Source organism: Halalkalibaculum sp. DA3122, assembly GCF_043951865.1.
GTDB lineage: Bacteria > Bacteroidota > Rhodothermia > Balneolales > Balneolaceae > JAMQKA01.
In genome coordinates, this window is record NZ_JBINJF010000007.1 from 135011 (window position 1) to 154596 (window position 19586).

The 19586-nt window shown below is 45.1% G+C and carries 24 protein-coding genes and 1 tRNA gene; 1 reads left to right on the forward strand and 24 read right to left on the reverse strand.

All coding sequences use genetic code 11. The features are described 5' to 3' along the window. Nucleotides 1–99: 99 nt before the first annotated feature. The 5 genes from ACG2F4_RS07100 to ACG2F4_RS07120 form a co-directional block, all read right to left on the reverse strand. Nucleotides 100–1368, reverse strand: coding sequence for a bifunctional 3,4-dihydroxy-2-butanone-4-phosphate synthase/GTP cyclohydrolase II (locus tag ACG2F4_RS07100; RefSeq protein WP_395259525.1), 1269 nt, complete (start codon nt 1366–1368; stop codon nt 100–102). A 6-nt stretch (nt 1369–1374) separates the two neighbouring features. Then, nucleotides 1375–1686: a preprotein translocase subunit YajC gene (yajC, locus tag ACG2F4_RS07105; protein ID WP_395259526.1), complete on the reverse strand. Its 312-nt coding sequence runs from the start codon at nt 1684–1686 to the stop codon at nt 1375–1377. 476 nt (nt 1687–2162) lie between these two features. Next, nucleotides 2163–2915 (reverse strand): class I SAM-dependent methyltransferase, encoded by a 753-nt coding sequence (locus ACG2F4_RS07110; protein WP_395259527.1) that lies wholly within the window; start codon nt 2913–2915, stop codon nt 2163–2165. A gap of 72 nt (nt 2916–2987) precedes the next feature. Beyond that, on the reverse strand, nt 2988–5111 hold the full coding sequence (gene fadJ / locus ACG2F4_RS07115) for a fatty acid oxidation complex subunit alpha FadJ (protein ID WP_395259528.1): 2124 nt from the start codon (nt 5109–5111) through the stop codon (nt 2988–2990). A 147-nt stretch (nt 5112–5258) separates the two neighbouring features. Next, nucleotides 5259–6563 (reverse strand): acetyl-CoA C-acyltransferase, encoded by a 1305-nt coding sequence (locus tag ACG2F4_RS07120; protein WP_395259529.1) that lies wholly within the window; start codon nt 6561–6563, stop codon nt 5259–5261. A 288-nt stretch (nt 6564–6851) separates the two neighbouring features. On the opposite strand from ACG2F4_RS07120, the gene ACG2F4_RS07125 reads away from it, so the two are divergent. Further along, nucleotides 6852–6926, forward strand: a tRNA-Val gene (locus ACG2F4_RS07125). Between the two features lie 182 nt (nt 6927–7108). Here the strand turns inward: ACG2F4_RS07125 and ACG2F4_RS07130 are convergent. The 19 genes from ACG2F4_RS07130 to ACG2F4_RS07220 form a co-directional block, all read right to left on the reverse strand. After that, nucleotides 7109–7510 (reverse strand): type II toxin-antitoxin system death-on-curing family toxin, encoded by a 402-nt coding sequence (locus ACG2F4_RS07130; RefSeq protein ID WP_395259530.1) that lies wholly within the window; start codon nt 7508–7510, stop codon nt 7109–7111. Nucleotides 7511–7518: 8 nt separating this feature from the next. Next, the gene (locus tag ACG2F4_RS07135) at nt 7519–7671 is read right to left on the reverse strand and encodes a hypothetical protein (protein ID WP_395259531.1); all 153 of its coding nucleotides are present in this window, start codon (nt 7669–7671) and stop codon (nt 7519–7521) included. 152 nt (nt 7672–7823) lie between these two features. Beyond that, the gene (locus tag ACG2F4_RS07140; RefSeq protein WP_395259532.1) at nt 7824–8024 is read right to left on the reverse strand and encodes a hypothetical protein; all 201 of its coding nucleotides are present in this window, start codon (nt 8022–8024) and stop codon (nt 7824–7826) included. A 2-nt stretch (nt 8025–8026) separates the two neighbouring features. Further along, entirely contained in the window at nt 8027–8311 is a 285-nt protein-coding gene (locus ACG2F4_RS07145) for a hypothetical protein (RefSeq protein WP_395259533.1), read from the reverse strand. Nucleotides 8312–8313: 2 nt separating this feature from the next. Next, on the reverse strand, nt 8314–8796 hold the full coding sequence (locus ACG2F4_RS07150; protein ID WP_395259534.1) for a hypothetical protein: 483 nt from the start codon (nt 8794–8796) through the stop codon (nt 8314–8316). Between the two features lie 382 nt (nt 8797–9178). Beyond that, complete coding sequence (locus tag ACG2F4_RS07155; RefSeq protein ID WP_395259535.1) at nt 9179–9796, reverse strand: hypothetical protein; 618 nt, start codon at nt 9794–9796, stop codon at nt 9179–9181. A 15-nt stretch (nt 9797–9811) separates the two neighbouring features. Next, on the reverse strand, nt 9812–10264 hold the full coding sequence (locus ACG2F4_RS07160) for a hypothetical protein (protein WP_395259536.1): 453 nt from the start codon (nt 10262–10264) through the stop codon (nt 9812–9814). A 114-nt stretch (nt 10265–10378) separates the two neighbouring features. Then, the gene (locus tag ACG2F4_RS07165) at nt 10379–10540 is read right to left on the reverse strand and encodes a hypothetical protein (protein ID WP_395259537.1); all 162 of its coding nucleotides are present in this window, start codon (nt 10538–10540) and stop codon (nt 10379–10381) included. A 4-nt stretch (nt 10541–10544) separates the two neighbouring features. Further along, on the reverse strand, nt 10545–10892 hold the full coding sequence (locus tag ACG2F4_RS07170; RefSeq protein WP_395259538.1) for a hypothetical protein: 348 nt from the start codon (nt 10890–10892) through the stop codon (nt 10545–10547). Further along, a complete protein-coding gene (locus ACG2F4_RS07175) occupies nt 10889–11119 on the reverse strand; it encodes a hypothetical protein (RefSeq protein ID WP_395259539.1) in 231 nt (76 codons plus the stop codon). The genes ACG2F4_RS07170 and ACG2F4_RS07175 overlap by 4 nt, the downstream gene beginning before the upstream one ends. Next, a complete protein-coding gene (locus ACG2F4_RS07180) occupies nt 11106–11621 on the reverse strand; it encodes an HGGxSTG domain-containing protein (RefSeq protein WP_395259540.1) in 516 nt (171 codons plus the stop codon). The genes ACG2F4_RS07175 and ACG2F4_RS07180 overlap by 14 nt, the downstream gene beginning before the upstream one ends. An 83-nt stretch (nt 11622–11704) precedes the next feature. Continuing rightward, nucleotides 11705–12412 (reverse strand): hypothetical protein, encoded by a 708-nt coding sequence (locus tag ACG2F4_RS07185; RefSeq protein WP_395259541.1) that lies wholly within the window; start codon nt 12410–12412, stop codon nt 11705–11707. 19 nt (nt 12413–12431) lie between these two features. Beyond that, entirely contained in the window at nt 12432–12725 is a 294-nt protein-coding gene (locus tag ACG2F4_RS07190) for a hypothetical protein (protein ID WP_395259542.1), read from the reverse strand. Between the two features lie 423 nt (nt 12726–13148). Then, complete coding sequence (locus tag ACG2F4_RS07195; RefSeq protein WP_395259543.1) at nt 13149–14261, reverse strand: hypothetical protein; 1113 nt, start codon at nt 14259–14261, stop codon at nt 13149–13151. Nucleotides 14262–14440: 179 nt separating this feature from the next. Then, entirely contained in the window at nt 14441–15757 is a 1317-nt protein-coding gene (locus tag ACG2F4_RS07200; RefSeq protein WP_395259544.1) for a DnaB-like helicase N-terminal domain-containing protein, read from the reverse strand. Next, nucleotides 15754–16554 carry a hypothetical protein gene (locus ACG2F4_RS07205; RefSeq protein ID WP_395259545.1) on the reverse strand — a complete coding sequence of 267 codons (801 nt, stop codon included), beginning with the start codon at nt 16552–16554 and terminating at the stop codon, nt 15754–15756. The genes ACG2F4_RS07200 and ACG2F4_RS07205 overlap by 4 nt, the downstream gene beginning before the upstream one ends. 399 nt (nt 16555–16953) lie before the next feature. Beyond that, the gene (locus ACG2F4_RS07210; RefSeq protein WP_395259546.1) at nt 16954–17184 is read right to left on the reverse strand and encodes a helix-turn-helix transcriptional regulator; all 231 of its coding nucleotides are present in this window, start codon (nt 17182–17184) and stop codon (nt 16954–16956) included. Nucleotides 17185–17261: 77 nt separating this feature from the next. Next, nucleotides 17262–18020, reverse strand: coding sequence for a hypothetical protein (locus ACG2F4_RS07215; protein ID WP_395259547.1), 759 nt, complete (start codon nt 18018–18020; stop codon nt 17262–17264). Nucleotides 18021–18022: 2 nt separating this feature from the next. After that, on the reverse strand, nt 18023–19258 hold the full coding sequence (locus ACG2F4_RS07220; RefSeq protein WP_395259548.1) for a tyrosine-type recombinase/integrase: 1236 nt from the start codon (nt 19256–19258) through the stop codon (nt 18023–18025). Between the last annotated feature and the right edge of the window lie 328 nt (nt 19259–19586).

The following is a 19586-nucleotide window of genomic DNA, read 5'->3' on the forward strand; positions in this document are numbered from 1 at the left end:
TTAAAGGGAAAATCGCCTGCTCAACGTACGAAAGTACATCTGCACGGCCATTTTGCCTTCGCCTTGCTGAAGAACAAATTTCTTGGTGAGAAATGCAGGCTAGTCGTCGGTGACAATACTCTCTAAAAATTCCGGACTGTGCGGGTCGATATCGTCCAGCTTCAGGTCGTGCCCCATCTTGTCGCGTTTCGTTTTGAGGTAACGGACATTTTCAGGGTAGGCGCCCACTTCTATGGGAACCCGTTCCACCATTTCCAGCCCGAAACTTTTTAGTCCAACACGCTTGACCGGGTTGTTGGTCATCAGGCGCAGCTTGGTAACATCCAGCGAGCGCAGGATTTGGGCGCCGACGCCATAGTCGCGGTGGTCCGGTTCAAAGCCGAGTGCCTCATTGGCTTCCACCGTATCCATGCCTTGTTCCTGGAGCTTGTAGGCCTTCAGCTTGTTGACAAGCCCGATTCCGCGGCCCTCCTGATTCATGTAGAGTACCACACCCTGTCCCTCCTTTTCTACGGTCAGCAGTGCCTGGTGCAGTTGTTCGCCGCAATCGCACCGCTTGGAGCCAAAAATGTCGCCGGTCATACAGGAGGAGTGTACGCGAACCAGCACGGGGTCGCCCTCATCCCATTCTCCCTTGACGAGTGCAAGGTGGTGATCTCCAGTCAGGCGCTCCTGGAAAGCGTGCAGGGTGAAGTTGCCATAAATAGTGGGCAGGTTGACATCCACAATTTTGCGCACCAGCGATTCATTCTGCATCCGGTAAGCGATCAGGTCTTTTATGGAGATCAGCTTCATATCGAACTCCTCGGCGATCTCCACCAGGTCCGGCAGCCGGGCCATCTCCCCGTTGTCCTTCATAATTTCACAGATCACACCGGCCGGTTTCAGTCCCGCCAGCCGGGCAAGGTCGATGGAGGCCTCGGTATGTCCGGCGCGGCGCAGAACGCCTCCCTCCGTACTGATAAGGGGAAAAATATGGCCGGGACGCCGAAATTCAGCAGGCCGGGCGTTATCCTTGATGAGTTCCAGGATGGTGTTGGCACGGTCGGAAGCCGAGATACCCGTGCTGTTGGTCTCCTTGTGGTCAACCGATACCGTGAATGCGGCTTCGTCGGGATCGGCCCCTTCGGTAACCATGTAGTCAAGGTCCATTTCATAGGCTTTTTGGCGGGTAATGGGTACGCAGATCAGCCCCCGCCCGTGCTTGGCCATCAGGTTCACCGCTTCCGGGGTGACTTTTTCCGCGGCCATAATGAAATCGCCTTCATTTTCGCGATCTTCGTCATCGGCGACGATGACCATGCGACCTTGCTTAATATCTTCGACAGCGGATTCAATGCTGTCGAAGGAGACGTTTTCGGACGTCATAATAACTCAGTTGTTCTTATTGGGATTTACGTCAGTAATGGAATTTTTGGTAAATCGTACTTTTACATCGGTATCGACCTCCGCCAATACTGAATCATCCTCAACACTTGTAACCTTGGCAATAATTCCACCTGACGTTACAATTTTGTCGCCCTTTTCAATGTTTGAAACTTTTTCCTGAATCTCTTTCTGCTTCTTTTGTTGCGGCCGGATAATGAAAAAATAGAACACCGCAAAAATAAGACCAATAAAAATCAGGTTCATCCACCCCGCATCTTCAGGCGATCCGGTTAACAGTAAAAAGAATAACGATAGCATATAAAATAAATTAGATTAAAAACTTCGCGTTTGTAATGGCCCACAAGATACTATTTTTGTGAGGATGGGACAATGTTGCTGGGAGCTCTTCTCTGCAATTCAATTCAAGATGGGACAAATACGCTGATGTTTTGTGGGTTAACGGGGGGGAATCTAAAATTTTCATTTTTTGAGATAAAAAATTTGTTCAAAAACAGCACACGGTCCAACGATAAGATCCATTCTGATATTTCAGGTTTAGCAAACAAAACGAGCAGCGAAAGGATGAGGTATGGCTGCATCAAAGCGCGGTAATACAGGGGTATAGTTGAATTTTCACATTGTTGTTTCTTTTAGAGGTCTTTGCAAAACCGTTGTTTTGGTAATATCGTCATTTTCGCGGATTCGAAATCCTCATTTTTGGGATATAAACTGCGGTTCCGCATCCGATTAGGGGTTGATCGTGACCAACACTCCTGGTTTTTCAAAGTCCTCTTTTATATATCCTTCCGGGCTATGTAAAATCCATAGCTGAAATAATCCTTGTATTTCTGGTAGTGTGCAATTTCGCTTTTGTATTCCTTGACGATCTCTTCAGCAATCTCAGAATTGTTATATCGTTTAAGAAAAGCAGAAAACCGCTCTTCCATGGGCTTGTAATAGTTGTCAATCCAACTATCCTGATCCAGGTAGAAATAGCCAGCGAGTGTAAAGCCATTACCTTCTAAAAAATTGATTTTGGTTGATGCCCTGGCCACTTCCGGATATTCCCGCATCCAAAAGTCTTCCAGTTCCCCGGGGCGGGAGCCCGTGATCCAGGTAATTTCGCTAACACATATATAGCCCCCTGTTTTTAAATAATTTTTCCATTTTTTAACTACGGCTTCAAATCCCATGTTGTAGATGGCCCCTTCAGACCAGATAATATCAAATTCGTTGTTGCCGAAAGGCAAATTGTCCATCGATTTTGCGAGGGTAGTCACCCTGTCCTGCAATCCCAACGCTTTGGCTTTATGCTCAAGTTTATCCAAAAACCCCGGAAATAAGTCGACGCCAACAATGTATGCCTCTGTATTTTGAGCAAGGACGATGGTATGAGATCCGGTCCCACAACCGATATCGGCAATCTTCAAGTCGTCGTTATTAGCCATCCCTGTGAGTTCCAAAGCCCTTATGGTCTCTTCTGTACTGCCCGGACCTTGTCGGGGCGCATCTTTATGGAAGTCTACAATTAGCTCTGATTCTGTCATTTTTAAATATTATCTCCATTTTGTCTGGCTGGAACGCTATATCCTCTGGCACTGCGAGTGCCGGCAGGTGTGCTACTCATAAAACGTCCCTCCTTTTGATGCTTTTCTGGTCAAGATCTCGGCAGGTTCAAATCGCGGTCCCAGTGTTTCCTGGTATTGTTGCAACTTACTGACGACTTTTGAGGCTCCACGCTGGTCGATATATCGAAAAGGGCCGCCTAGAAACGGAGGGAATCCAAGCCCGAGTATCGCCCCGAGATCCCCGTCGCCGGGGCACTCCAGGATCTGTTCCTGGAGGCACCAAGCCGCCTCATTGATCATGGCCAGCGCCATCCGCTGCTGGATGGTCTCTGTTTCCAGGTCTTTGCGGGTCGTTCCTCCAAAGAAGGCGTACATATCTTCATTCGGATTTTTCTTCTTCTTTTTACCCTCCGACTCCTCATACCGGTAAAACCCCTTCCTGTTTTTTCGTCCCTTGAAACCGGCATCCAACAATTCTTTCGGCTTGTTGCTGGGAGTTACCCCGCGAGCGGCAAACATCTCGTTTAATACCTCCGTGATGTGGGCCGCCACGTCGATGCCGACCTCGTCAAACAGAGCGGCGGGTCCCACCGGAAACCCGAACTGCTTCATGGCGGAATCGAGCTGCTCGATGGAAATACCCTCTTCCAGCAAGTTGAGAGCTTCGTTCATGTAGGGGGCGAGGATGCGAGTGGTGTAAAATCCGGGCCCGTCATTGACCACTATCACATGTTTCCCCTGGGTGATACCAACCTGCCGGGCGGTGGCCGTCACCCAGTCGGCGGTTTGTTCTGTTTGTATGATTTCGACAAGCGGCATCTTTTGCACGGGCGAAAAATAGTGCATGCCCACCACCTGCTCCGGGCGGGAAGAGGCCTCCGCAATCCTGGCAATGGGCAGGGATGAGGTGTTCGAGGCAAAGATGCAGCGCTCGGGTGCAACCTCTTCAACCTGTTTTACCATCTTCTGTTTTAGTTCCAGGTCCTCAAATACCGCTTCTATCACCAGGTCTGCATTTTCAAATCCATCGTAGCGGCCGGTTGGAGTGACAAGGCTGGAAGTACGGTCGCGCTCAAATTCCGAAATAATCCGTTTTTCCACCTTGTCCTGCAGGTTTTGCCAAATGGTCTGTTTGCCCCGGGCTGCCTGTTCAACCGACTGATCTTTGAGCAGCACGCGCAGCCCGTTATTTACGCTGACATCCGCAATTCCGGCTCCCATCAGTCCCGCCCCCAGAACACCCATTTTATCAATATTCCGGGCCCGGTCTTTATGGGGATTATTTTTGGCGTTTTGCATCCCAAAGAAAAGGGTAACCAGGTTTTTAGATTCGCTGGTGGCGGCCAGTCTGCCGAACGCTTTGGCCTCTTTTTTTAAGCCGGCCTCCAGTCCGTTTGTGTATCCCTCCTCTACACAGTCAATGATTGTTGGCGGGGCCGGATAGTTTCCCCTGGTATTTGATTGCGCCCGTTTTCGCGCTTTGGAGAATATGATTTTACGTCCCACAGGATTTCCCTCCAACAGCCTTTCTATGATACTGCGTTTATCTTTTCTGCGGAAATCACCGCTGTTGATGGTTGATATTGCTTTTACGGCGGCCGTCACAATGGCATCTTTATGAGTCAGTTCATCGATCAGTCCCATGTTGTAGGCCTGCCGGGGATAGATATTTTTGGCGGTCAGGAGATAGGTCAGTGATTTTTGCAGGCCAATGAGTCTCGGCAGGCGTTGCGTACCCCCGGCGCCGGGTAGTAATCCCAAATTGACTTCCGGCTGTCCCATGACGGTATCCGGATGGCTGGAGGCCACGCGATAGTGGCACGCCATTGCCAGTTCCAGTCCACCGCCCATGCATGAGCCGTGAATGGCCGCCGCCACCGGCTTATGAAACTGTTCGAGCCGCCGCAGCAGCTCATTGCCTGTGCGACTGAGTTCCTCAATCTCTTTTGGAGCTTGCTTTTTTTGCAGCATCTTCACATCCGCCCCGGCGATGAAGTTACCCTCCTTGCCGCTGACGAGGACAATTCCCTTCAGGTTTTGGTCCCCGGAATAAGTGTCCAGAAGGGCACGGAACTCCTCGATAAGCTGTTCGTTCAGCTTGTTTACCTTTTCCCCGGGCTGGTCAAGTGTTATAACGGCGATATCGTCTTGTCGTTCAGTTGATAAATAACTCATGATGCTATTTTATAGTTAGGGGACGTTGCAAAAGCTTCACTTTTCGGGCTGTCATTATAAACCTGAAAAATTAATGTGCCTTTCGGATATTAATCCAGAGATTGATTTATTCCATTTGCAATATCAATTGGTTTTACAGCCCTGTTTTTATTCCGGATACCGCTCCAGCAGTATAGCATGACCCAGTCCGCCTGCGGCACAGGCGGCCACGAGAGCCAGTTCTCCATCCTCCCTCATCAGCCGGTTCGAGGCGGTGGTAATCAGCCGGACGCCCGTCGCCCCGAAGGGGTGGCCGAGAGAAAGCGAGCCACCCAACGTATTGAACTTTTCCATCGGTATTTCCCCGACTTTTGCTGACCTGTTTAGGTATTGGGTGGCAAATGCATCGGAATTGAGTGCTTTCAGCACGGTAAGAATCTGGCCTGCGAAAGCTTCATGGAATTCAAAAACATCGATATCGGAGAGCGATATTCCCCGTCTATCCAGCACCTCGGGGACAGCGTAAGCGGGTCCAAGTAGCAGCTGTTCTTCGGGATCCTGCGCGACATAGGTATAATCCCGGAGGTAGACCTTGGGTTTGAGTCCCAGCGCCAGCGCCTTCTGTTCACTCATGACTAAAGAGGCTGAAGCCCCGTCTGTGAGAAATGAAGAATTTCCCGCGGTAACAGTGCCGTGTGGTTTAATGAAGGCGGGATTCAGTTTTTCCAGCTTTTCCATCGAGGTATCCTCCCGGAAGCCGTTGTCTTGTGTGATGATTTCAAAACTCGGGGGCACTGTTGCGGGCAGCAGCTCCTGATCCAGCAGCCCCTCCTCGGTCGCCTTGGCTGCCAATTGGTGAGAGCGCAGCGCATATTCATCCTGTGCATGGCGACCGATATTAAAATGGGCCGCCATGCGATCACAGCTTTCTCCCATGGTTTCTCCGGTAGAAAATTCGGAGATGGAGGGGATCTCCGGGAGCAGGTCCGAAGGGCGCAGACCTTTAAAAAAGTTCAGGTAGTCTCCAATGGATTTGTACTTGCGGGCATCCAGCAGTTTTTGGCGGAATTTTTTACGAAATCGAACGGGGATGTCAGACATCGTTTCCGTTCCGCCGGCCAGCACAATTTCGGCCTGTCCCGAACGAATGAGATTTACCGCACTCGTTACCGCCTGGTTGGAGGAAATGCAGGCCATCGTCACCGTATGGGCGGGCACGCTGTTTGGGATTCCGGCTCCCAGGGCCGCCTCACGGGCGACGTTGCTGGTGTTTACATCCTGGATTACGCACCCCATGATGATCCTGTCCAGCTGCTCAGGGATGATGGGGGAGCGTGCCATCATTCCTTCAATAGCCATGCGACCAAGATCATAGGCCGACAACCTCTTATACCCGGTTCCTGAGCGCTGAAACGGAATACGTCCTCCATCTACAAATACTGCAGTTCGATTGCTTTCTGAATCAGTTGTCATTATTCACCCCTGGTCGTCAATAGAATTGAAAACTTGTCACGGTTCCAATGTTGCGCTTTTCCGAGCCTTAATCAAGATAAACGTAACGCTGTTAATGCCAGAGTAATTTCCTGTTCTCCGCCACGGATAGTAAGTGTATAAACCCTGAATGGAATAGTTGTAATAATTTACCGACAAAATGTTTTGCCAGAGCATGAATAGTTCTTATATTTGTGCTCTCTTAAAAAGGCAGTTGAGTAACAATATTATGTACTCGGCTGCCAAGTGTTATTTTCTTATTGATACTCCGGGTGGTTAGCTCAGCTGGTTCAGAGCACCTGCCTTACAAGCAGGGGGTCACTGGTTCGAATCCAGTACCACCCACATTTACATAAGTCGTTGGCCCTGAATAGGTTAGCGGCTTTTTTATTTTGAAATATTGCGATTAAATGAAAACCATTTTGCAGATTTGGGCATGATTTGGGCACAGAAATAAAAAGTCCCCCCTCTTATTTTAATATCTACGATGCCCCGTTTCCCGCTCAAATGGGTGTTTTTTCTTGTGGCTATTCCTGAACTGGCTTTGCTCTTGAGGCCAGAAAATCAGCTATATCTTCATCCGTCTTTTCTTTCTCCAGGTAATCATAAACCAAGTCTGCCAACTCTGTTTCGTAAAATTCTTGAATCTCGTACCCATTGAGATACAGAAATATAATGGCGGCATGGGTTGCAGTTCGCTTGTTACCGTCCAGGAAAGGGTGCGCTCTCACAATGGCAGTAAGATAAGCGGCTGCCATTGCAAATAGGTCGGGGTATAAGTACTCTCCACCAAATGTTTGTTGGGGCTGCTGTACGGCACTTTCCAGCTTGTCTTTAGAAAGGATCTCCGGCGCGCCGCCTTTTTCTTTGATCTGTAATTCGTGAAGGTCTAAAACTTCTGATAGGGAAAGGAATCGCAGGTCTTCCATTCTGGCTATTATTCAGCCAGCTTTTCGAAGGATTTCTCGTGCTTTTGAAACGTTACTTTAGCCGCCTCTTTAAAAGATTTCTTGGACAGGCGCGGCTTTGCCTCTTTACGATCTACTCCAACATCCTTAGCGGGACTGTTATGTTTTTTCTTTTTAGGCATATTACTTGTTTTTAATTCTCATTAGATATTATAGATAATTAACGAGAGTAAGTAAAATTTGTTTCCTTCAGCAAGCCCCCTCTTACATACGTATCAAATAAAAACCCCGGCCGAAAGCCAGGGCTTTGATTGAATTGATATTTGGGTTTGCACTATTCCGGCATCTTGTCCAGCCGATCCCGGACCTCACCAATGAGACACTGAACATCTTCAAAAGCCCAATAAAGGGCTGTGCAGCCTTCATGTGCGCTCAAAACGCCATCAATGCAAAGCTCCAGGATATCAAGCTTTTTGTCCAAGGCCTCGTTGAGGTCAAGGTTGCTGATCTTTTTTAGCTGCTCTTCTGGGATCATGGCTAAATGTCAAGCTCTGAAATTTTCTCCAGGATCTTTCTGGCTTCCTTAGCTCGTGGATAATATTCAGATTGCCAGAATGTAACCATGGCCGCAAGGTGTTCATCGCTAAGTACACCTTGCCGGTCCATCTGCCAGCTCCCCCACATTAGCACCTCAAGGAGGCTATTTGCTTCTTGCAGGTTGCTGGCAATGTTATCATGGTATCCCTCACTTCCGAACTGGTCGCCCTGCAGTGTTTCTTTGATCTCTTTGAGCTTCTTAACGTCTTTTTCTGAAAGTTTCATAGTTAGCTTGCCTCCCGAAGGGTTTTGATTTCATTTCGGTATTCCTGGATCCGCTCGTATATATCGCCATTAAGCCATTTTTGCAGTTCATTTCTATCTGCCTCCAACTGCCTTGCTCTATCTAATAAAGCACTTTTATCAACTTTGCTTCCACGTGCAAACAGGGATAGGCTTTCTATAGATTTATTAAGCGTATATATGTGATCCAGTAGCCAACAAATCGCACTATCATTCATCAAGTGCATAGCACCTTCCAGAGAGTAACTTTTGTTGTCCAACTCAGAACTGCTCAAAATAACAGCTACCTCCAGCTTGCTGAAAACAGATGTAGAAAAGAGCTGATCATTCTCTGTTAGTGCCGGTACAACCTCTTCGATTAGACAGTTGTTAAAGTCGGTTTCTGAATTGGCTTCAGCAAGTTCCTTTAACTCGGTTATGAAGTTATCCAGTGCTTTCTGTAGGTCGGTTTTTTTTGTAGATTTCATAATAGATCTCCTTTGTGGGATTCAGAAAGCCTCTGTCTGCGTCCTCCAAGACTGGCAGGGGCTTTTGTTTTAGTGCACTTGAAATATGGGGCTTAAAGCCTGTTAGGGCAACTTTTTAAGAGGGATAATCGGTTTAAAACTTGTCAATATCACAAAGTGATATTCGCACTTTGGAGGGCATGAAACGGGATCTAGAAATATATTGGTGATTGCTCTCTTATATCACAGTTTTGACTTTTCAATATAACAAATACCAACCGGCTATTTTGTGCGAAACTGTCTATTCCCGGCTGTTTTCCGGGATAAAGAACACTACGCAGGCAGCACCTTTCGGCCAAGTTATTCCATTAATCAGATCCTTTAAGGGGCCAATTCTTAGCTATTACATATTGATTTCGGGAGGCCTTATAACCTCCATGAAAATTTTTCCACCAACATCCATTCCTTGCTCATTATAATTATTAACCATCTCTTCGAATGCTTTTTGGGTTGCATACTCTAAGTCTTGGTATAAAGGCCAATATTTTTCAGAAAGCAATCTGGGATAAGATGTTTTATCAAAACTACGATCCACAGCTAAACAGCCGGATTTTCCAAAATCGATATATCCTTGATCTTTGGGTTTTAATCGGGATTCGTTACATGAATTGAAAGAAAGGATTTTAATACGGTCGGTCTCATCATAACCAATTACATAAACCAGATACTGGGATCTTTCCCAAATATCTGTTACTCCATCTATGCCTGAAGCAGCTTTAAAAACTGTTGTTACTGCCTCTGAAACTTCATAGACAGTCTTGTACCCCTTTCTTTTAACTTCCCTTTTAACAGCATTAATCAAGCTTCCAGAAGAGCCACCCCACAAGATCCCTGTTTGCTGGTTAATCTTGAAAGCCTTTTTCATTTTCATGGAATGGATCTTCCCATTTCCCTTCAAGGCCATTCCGTCTGATAAAAGAACGGTTTTCTCCCGCGTTGTGGTAAAAGCAATCGCTGACATTATTCTTTGGAGACTTTAACTGTTAAGGGTAATATATTTCCAGCTGGATCCATCATACATTTCAGGTCTGTCAGCTGTAGTATTCCAAATTGCATCTCCCTCCTGGGCTGATAATGCATCTCTTTCAGTTTCACTCATCTTGGGAAGATTTAAAGGGGAATCATTCCCGATATTTACCCTTACCGGTGATTCCAACTGGATGACAGATGTTGATACGATCTTAAGGAAAGTTCCATCTGCCTCCAGGATCACGCCTCCAATAAGACCGCCGTATAATCTGCCAATATCATCTCCTTCCTGTCGTATTACATAGGCACGCTTCGGATCATATGTATTAGTTTGCTGGATTTGGAAGCCTTCCTCGTCAATAGTATAGTCTTCATTAGTGTTGGTGATATCCCCACCATCATCCATTGTGAGGACCCAAGAAGTGTCTAATTGTCGGGGTGTTAAACTGGATAGATCCATAATCTGTAATTTGTAGGTTTGTAGCTTAAAAACGGTTAGTAATTTTTAGTTCTAAGCGGCTCAAATTTTGCTTGGTATGGTACACCATTAGATTGTATCCCTATTATCGAAATTTCATTGATCCCGGCCGTTATCTGGTAAAAAGAACACAACATCGGCTGGGTTCTTCGGGTATTCGAGCTGATCCGGAGCTTCGGGATCATAAATGACAACCTTTTGCGGTTCCGCTTGCTCTTTTTCCTTGTTCTGCTGTCTTATAAATTCATCAAGTCGCATCGTATTAATTTTTAATTCCGAATTTTTGCCGTAGAAAGGCTTCAAACAAGTAAGGCGTATCATCCCCCTGCAATTCTTCCGGCCATTCCGGTTCCCTGTTTTCTGCTGCCAGGTTGACGATTACAGAATGGATCTGGGGCTCGATGTGGTTCTCTTTCTCGTATTGCTTCACACGTTCGAAAACCTGTAGTAATCGTTTGGCCTGAGGCTCCGAAAGCTGGTCAAGCTCTCCGAAATCCCAACCCTCCTCATCGCTGTATTCAATCGTAAAAATTTGATGGTTTTTAATCCGGTTATATTGCTCTTCGGTAACTTCGGAACTCAGTTTTTTTATTAGTTTATCAAGTCTCATAATATCATTCTTTTACCGTTGTTAGCTGCTTGCCGGCAAATCTTATTAAGTTCAATCTTTTCAGTTCGGCTCATTGGCCGGTTAGTTTCAGGATCTTTCTTATGCTGGATATCTATTTCCGTTAGTTCAATGATTCGTTCCAGCTCTTCATTTGTTAGAACCTCAAAGTTTAGTTTATCGGCATCCCATCGTTTCCCGGGATCTTCGATTAAATCAGTTAGTCGCATGTTCAGAAATTTGGAATGTTTGCATTTCGTCTAATAGCTCGTAGGCTTCGGCTTCATCAATTCGATTAAGCAATAATTCCTCAATGAAGGATAGAAAAAGCTTTACATCTTCAGCCGGGATAAGGCGTTCCTCTTCGATCTTTAAGGCAACGGCGCGCTGCTTTGCTCTTACAAGTCGGTCAACAATCTTTGACAATATCTCCGCTGATTCCAGGTCTCCAGATTCATTTTTTAAGGCGTTGGATATTAATCCCTCTAATAGTCGGAGCTCGTTATCTGCATTAAGCAGCTCTTCACTTGGTACGTCCTCCAGGTGGTCCAGTACATCCTTCAAGCTCTTGGAGGCATACCGGCTATAAATTCCGCTTTTCCACGTCTTAGAATCTTTCCCCTTTAAAGATTTCCCCCCGTGTAATCTGCATTTCCCGTTAGGCATAGCCCAATTATTGCAGCTACTTCCATCTCTGCATTTCGCGCCGCATCGCTGTTTATCATCTGCCATAGTTCATAGGGTGTTTAAATCGTAGGTTGATTGCATGGGGTGTTGGCAGCAAATTCCCTTGGAACCCACTGCCAGTACCTAAGTTAATCTGCTAATATTTTCCGGTTCACCTTCTGAAGCATCTCATAAATGGCCCATCCGAAGTATGATGTTGAGGGCTTCAATTCACGGCCGTTATTCTTGTGAATCCTGTAATATTTGTAGTCGCAATAGATTTCAGTCCGCACCGCGCCGGTGTCCACATTGCCGGTCTCTTCAACCTCTTCTATAAGGCTTTCCGCGGCCGCCTCCAGCTCTGCCATTGTCATATCCTCTGGCTCGTATGTGGTTTTAATGGCTGGTTCTAATTTGTTGGCAATGGTTAGGAATGTATTTGCAGCGTTTGCCCATCTCTGTTGAGCCTTAGCAATCGCTAACATCTTATCCAGTAGCTCTTCATCCAGATCCTCAAAGAGTTTCCGGTATTCCTTATTAGCCGAATCTGCTTTTTTTGCAAGCTCAATGCAGCGTTGCAGGCGTTGCTCCCTCACTTCTTTACTTTCGGCTTTCTCCAGTTCGGCGTTTAGCTCTTCCAGCTTATTGTAACGCTCCTGGATCGCCTCGGATATGATTTCCCTGTTTGTAGTAATATTGCTGATCTTCTCCTGGACTTCATCAGCATCTAACAGCATCGAATAATCATCCTTAATCTCGGAAAGCTGATCGTTCAACTCCTGCTTTTTGGATTCCAGCTCTTCAACTTCGGTTTCCAGTTGCTCAATGTCGGTTGTGATCTCATTCGTTGATCTCATAGGTGTAAATTTTTAATGGTTATGATTTCGGCTTTCTGCCTGAATTAGTTCGATTCCTATTTTTCCATGCTTCAAGCGCGGAAGTTGTACTTTTACCTCCGGACTTAGATGAAATTTGCTTAGTGAATTTCTTTGTGTTGAGGTCCTCATCTTTCTCTTTGATCTCTTCGTTTCCGGAGTCATAATCCCGGGCGTTCACTTTATCGATTAAATCCTGTTTCAGCTTCTGGTTATGCTCTTTTGCTGAAATTTGATCTTTGGTGTTATTCCTGCTGTTGTTTCCTAGAAAATTGATTGAATTAGATTTCATCATAAATTGATTGTTTAAGATTAGATTATAGAAATTTTGCACCTCGGATTTGTCTCTTTAATTCCTTGGCCATTTCGTCGGTTATATGTCGAATTTCTTCACGTGAAAGATCAGAAAAGCCGTTACTGTCAACGTTCACGTTTACATTCACATTATTTTGCCGGTGCTGATCAGTCCGGTCATCTTCGGTTATGCTCATCACCCGATATATGATCGCCGGAATCATTATTCTGGCTGTTGTTTCATATAAGAGTTATTGCACTTCTTCCTGGCATAATTATTTGATTGTATTTGGGTTGGATATTTTCTCCACGCGTGTTTTCAGTCATTCCAGATACGATTCCATACGCTTGTCAAGAGTTCCACGCTTCTTTTGTTGCTGCAATTTGTTGAGCTTTTTGATGTCGTACTTTTCTAAAGCCATCGCTATCCTTTTGCGAATCGTTTGTCAGCAAATTGATAGGCTAAATTCAAATATTTGTTAGCAGTATCAATCTGTCTTTTCATATGATAATCTGTTTTATCAGAAAACATTGTTTGCAGTTGATCTTCTGTGAAATCATTAGGTTCCTGTAATGGTTCACCGCCGGTTCCCCACTGGGCTGGATCTTCTATTATGACCGCCTCCGGATAGCAACCGCAATGGGGATGTGGAGTACTTGGGAAGTTTCGCGTGGGGAATACACCAGGTCCTAATCCGAACTGATCGGTTTCGTGGTATACTGTACATACGCATGGACTGGAAGGAAGCCCATAGTGCCGGCCAGAAACCTGCCACTTGGAAGCCTTTACAATAGGGCTTCTGTCCTGTGCTAAAAGATCAGCTTCCCTATGTGCCGTGTTGATTTCGGTTACAACTATCCTTCGGGAATCATAAAGGATCTGGCTAGCATCCCGGTAATCCATCACATCAATTTCACCGGTCCGGAGTGCCTTATTGATGTTAGATTTCATCAGACGGCCATCTTCAACTAAGCCTAAAACGGTATCATTATTTCTTGAAAGGATCCCGGCCAACTCTTTCGCCGCGCGGTCGGCACTAACTCCACGTCCAACTGCTGAGGCAAGATAGTCATCAATATCAGTAGCCGCCCTTTGTAATCCACGCTTTATAACTGATTGGTAATTTTTGGCATTTAATCCACGCCTTAGCATCATAGTTTCTAACGCTCTGTCTGGGATATCATTAAACGAAACGGAAAAGCTAGAAACACCTGCTGCTGTAGTGGTTCTTTCAACAGCGATAGCGTGGGCTTCGGCCGCACCCTCTGTTATTTTCTTTTTTCCTCTAGAGAACAACATTCCAAGCTGATCCCCTAGGTCGTTAAATCTTCTAGTGATTAACCTTTTTAAATCGTTTGCACGTTCTGCTGTTATGGCTTCCCTTCCAATATCCTTGTTAATATCTGATATCATCCGAGCATAGAGAGACATCAGCACTTTGTACGCCTCTTTTGGCACGCCACTACGAGGATTCAACACTTTGTTTCGTGCGTTATGTATGGCTTTACGGTATTCTTCTGCGTAATCTTCAGGCATAATCTAATTTCACAGTTATGATTTGTTATTAAATAATCTTGCGATAGAGGTCACGAACACTGGCCTCAAAGGGTTATTTGAACCATTTGTTTGTCCTGATGTTTGTACTAGTTCATTTTATAATGCTATTTCAGGTATTAAATGGCGTTTTATAATTTCAATTTTACCCTATAATGGACTCAAAAAGGTGTTTCTACTTGATATTCCTTTTGCTTTGAGTGTTTCCGTTGGTGGTGTAATCCATTGTTATTGTGGATAAATCTCACGTAAGGACGGTACATCTCTCCCTCCCTTACAATCCGCTGCCTGATATACACGCTATTGCGATGAACAATCGAACCGTCAGGACCTTGAACACCTGTCAGTTCTCCAGTTTGGTAATCAGTTTCACAGAGCTCATCAACCCGGTTGGGCCGGAAGACATTGAAGGCCATAAAGGCATCCTTTTCGATAGCACTGGATCCATAGATGTCAAAAGCATTAGGCTCCTTTTCCCAGCCGGATCGGTACTTGGTGGCTTCCCGGTTCACCTGGGCAAGTAAGGTGAAAAGAATATCTTCGGAGGTAGCCAAATTTGTAAGCAGGTTGGTGCAGCTTACGATCCGGGATGTCTCATTGTTGTAATCAATGCCCTGGACCGGGATACGCTGTAAATAGTCCACAACGGCAAAATCAAGGCCCCGGACTGCATTCCAGTATTTTATGATGTTGATGATATCGTGCAGAGAAGAACAGCCCTGTCCTTGATCCACAAAGATCATGTTTTCGATGTTGTCAGTCTCCATTTGCCGCTCAACCCGGTCCATGATATTGCGGTCGATATCTTCCATCGTGATATAGATTCCGTTATATCCCTGATCAAGGTAGGCAGCGCTCTCCCACTGAGCTACGTAAGATTTGCCATGCTTTGTTTCTCCAAAAATCACCTTGGTTGTTCCCCGATGTGAACCGTAGTTCTTATAAAATTTGGTATCAAAAAACTGATTGCCCGTATACAGTCGCTCGTAACGCGGCTTGTCGGCATCTCTCTGGCGGATCTCGGATGCCGTCAGTCCTGGAATACTTGCGGATTCCAGGTTTTGCTCTTTAATCCGCTCCAATTCAGCAAGGCTCTCACTGGAATTTTTATCTCCTTTCTCAATATCGATAGCCAGGCTCTTTACCTGTGGGAGAATGGTTCGGGAAGTCTTACGGTCGGAAAGTTCCTCGATGTACTCCTCAGCCTTTGCAGGTGCCGTCTGCTTTGTAACAAGACTGCTGAGGTTTTCTATATCCCGATCAATCCAATTTTTATTTTCTTTGAGCCAGACCTCTACAGTCACCAGGTCCACTTCTTTACCGGATTGATGAGTGGCCTCAATTGCCTGGAATATTTCTTTCCGGATATCCGTGAAATGATCTTCGGTAAGCTTCGGCATGGCTACCGGCACGAACTCCCAGCTCATCAGGAGTGTGGCTAGTACTGTTCGCTCATATTCTGGAATCTTCAAACTCATTGGGGTAGTGGTGCTTTTAATCTGTTAGTCTTCTTTTTCTTCTCGGCTTTTGCTTTCATTTGCGCATCAAGGGTTTCAAACTGATCCCTAAATTTTGCTGTACTTCGAATATTGGCCTTCCAGAACTCATGACTTATCGCCCAGTCCCAGAGCTTACGGGCTTTAGGAATTTCAACTTCATCCTGCTCAACTAATAGCCGTAGGGGATCGTACCAAGTGTCAAATTTGGCCTCATGAACTGTCTTATGATCCGGGTAGTTTTCTTTAACCCCTTGCCAGCAGTACACCGTGAATCGTTTGAGCCTTTCATCCTTGGGGAAATCTCCAATTTCCAGATCTCGCAAAAACGGGGAACTCTCTTTTTCTTTATTACTTAATTCATTATTACTTCTATCTATATTACTAGTGTGGGATTTTCCGTTTGCGGATGATCCGTTTACGGTTGAACCGTTTGCGGATAACCCGTTTCCGGTCTCATTTGCTTTAAACCCCTTTTTTGCCAATTCGGGAGTTTCAAATACTTGATATTCTACTGGTTTAAAAAGGCCATCGGATCCACGCTCCTGGTGCTTCCGTATGTATCCCTTTTCTTCTAGCTCTCGCAGCCCTGTACGGCATGAATCCCGGCCGTCCGTAGCGTGTTTTTGGAGATCATCAATCACCACCTCCCAGTTATCGGGCTTTGACAATAGGTAGGCCAGGATCCCTTTCGCCTTCCAGGAGAGGCGATCATCTTCAAGGGAACGTTTATCAATTTGCGCAAAATTGTTGGTGCGCTTTTTTATCTTGATGATCATATGCCGCACCTCTTTGCCGAGTCTTTCATGAGTTCTCGAAATTCAATAGGTGTAGGGTTCATTTTCCTCACATACTTTTTATCCTTCTCATACCGGTGATAAGGCGTACCTCCTCCAGATACACGCATAAAATTTGCGCATAGCAATTCCTGGAGGAGCTCAGGATCCTCTAAAAGATTTGGTTCCGGGTTTACTGTCGTTTCTGATCGGGGCATGGCGGGCTCTTTTTTTGAGCGGCGCCATTTCCCTTGGAAACGGTCCGGTGGTTAGAATTGCTGTTATACTTGTTTTTGTCGGTGGGATCGGCTAGCTTTGAGCTGTTAGTAGTCGTTTTTCCAAGACAATACAACGATTTGCTCAAGGCCAATCCGTTTCGCCTACGGGTTGGCTTTTGTTTCTTCATGCTGCTGCTACCTCACTATCAGATTCTTCAGTATGTTCTCCCATCTCACCGTTGATATACTTTTCTACTTCAGAACGCTTGAAACCAACGGCACGCGGCCCAATCTGGATCTTCTGGACTGGGAATTTCCCTTCATCCATCCAGCGGTACAAGGTTGAGATGTGAATGCCACCAAGCAGCTGGCATACCTCCTTGGGTCGCAACAATTGCAGGTCGGAATTGGGCATAACTTATAGGGCTTTTCTTTTTGTTTTGATTAACTACCTATAAGCTATTGAGATTAATTGCAGAGAGTAAGGAGAAACTAATTATCCAATTGATCCAAAATATCCGAAACCAGATGTGAATAATTTTTTCTGAGTGTTGAATCACCTACTGATGCTACATTTTTATCAACTAGTACTGTGAGTTCTTCCCAAAAATCTGTCTTTGTTCTAACATGATCACTATTTAAAGCCTTTTTCGCGTACTTTCTTATCCTCTCTACCTGATCCGAGTCATCTTCATTAATAGCTGGGGTTCTCCCTGGGCCGCTTCTCTCCTCATTCAATAGCTCATCTTTATCAATGGTTGAATTAATTTCGGGAGGATAGTTTGCAACTATAATTTCTTCGATTAAATGTGACACTATTAAGGTATGCATGGAAAAATATCTATAATGCCTAATGTGATCTACTAATCTATTTAGCCTGTCATTAAGATCATCCCCGAGCCCAATACGATCTTCAATATTAACTTGCTTCTCCAAACCATTTATTCTTAAAGGTACTATATCCTCATATTCTAAAACTTTAGAGGCCTGCAGAATCCCTTGAGCAAATTCTACTCCCTCTTCGTATTTTTCGATTAAAGGCTTGATTCCTTTGATATCTTGCTTAGTCAGTTCTGAATACTCTAATTCAAATTCTCTGCTTTTTTCTGAAATATCGATCAAATGATTAGCTGCGGCCATTGGAGAAATTTTTTCAGCAGTTTTTTTGTATTGCTCTTTTATTCTTTTCTCAACTTGGTTAATAATTTCACTTTCACTCAATTCTAGGTTTTGATTAATTATTTCAATCATACTTATCCTATTTTTGTAATATTAGCCTTAGTCTCTCCATCTAAAATATTTTGTAAGTGGTTACTCCACCGGTTCATGGCCTGCCTCTTCTCCTTCATATATCCGTGCCGGTCATAGATAGCGGTTACCTGATCATCTCCTGCCAGTCCTTTGTGATTCAGAATCTTTCCCAATACGGTACGATCCACGTTTAATTTAGCCATATAGGTCGCCACTGTACGCCTTAAATCATGGGGCCGGAAGTCAGACACTCCGGAATCTTTCTTCGTGTACCTTACGGCACGCTTAACCGATTGCAGCGGCTGGTTATCCAGTTTGGGTGAGGCAAACACATAATCAGAATCGCCGGTAACGGGTCGCATCTTCTCAATGAGATCCAAGGCCATATCAGATAGGGGAACCAGGTGCTCTTCTTTGTTTTTGGCAAGGGCGGCCGGAATGGTCCACACATCGCCGCGAATATCTTCCCACTTCATCTGCATGGTTTCAGTTTTTCGTTGTCCGGCAATAAGCAGCATTTTGAACACTGATTGTGTAGGCTCATTGAGCTGCTCAAAGTATTCCCAAAGATCCTGAATTTCTTCGGGCTTGTAGTACCGGTTTCGTCTTTTTTCAACCTTGCCACCCTTTTTGGTCTTGTTGTACTTGGGGATGCTGCTTACCAGGTTCACGTCTGCCAGGCCCCGATTAACAGCGAACGAAAAGATTTTAGAAAGCCGTGCCCTTATACGATTTGCCATTACTGGCGCGGGTTTCTTTCCATAGGCTTTATCATCTAACATGCTAATAATCTGATTTTTACTAATCTCTTTGATAGGGTACTTGCCTAACTTGGGAACCAGTTCTACATCAATGATTCTCTTGTATTCCTCTCGTGTAGTCTCCCGCAGGGTTGGCAGATACTTCTCTTTAAACTCCTGGGCAACTTCTTTGAAGGTTTCGGGATCGGTTTCTCGTTTACGTTTCTGGCGTTCCGCTTGAGGGTCGATCCCCATATCAACCTTTGCCTTTATCTTAGTTACATCCTTTCTGGCCTCTTTCAGAGATTTAGCGGGAAACGTCCCAATCTTTATTCGCCGTTGCTTACTATTGAAATAATACCGATACGTAAATGTTTTTGTGCCAGCCTTCGATAGTCGAAGCTGTAACCCCTTTTCGGTTTCATCATAATAGGTGGTTGGTTTTTCAGGTGCGTTTAACGCTTCGATAAATTGATGTGTCAGCTTCTTTTTAGGCATATCACCGCTTGGTTAGTTAATCCTGTGCCCAAATCTGAATTTGGGCACGATTTGGGCACAAGAATAGTAGGCACTTGGTCTAATAAATGCGAACTAATAAGAACTATCTATGGTTTAATATACTTTCTTATCCCTTGATATTCAAAGAATTAGGCTATTTTAAGCGAAAATAAAAGAACTAATAAGAACTTTGACTGAAGCAAGTTGGATATGCCTTACAAGCAGGGGGTCACTGGTTCGAATCCAGTACCACCCACATTTACATAAGTCGTTGGCCCTGAATGGGTTAGCGGATTTTATGTTTTTCTATACTCTCCTATTTTATACC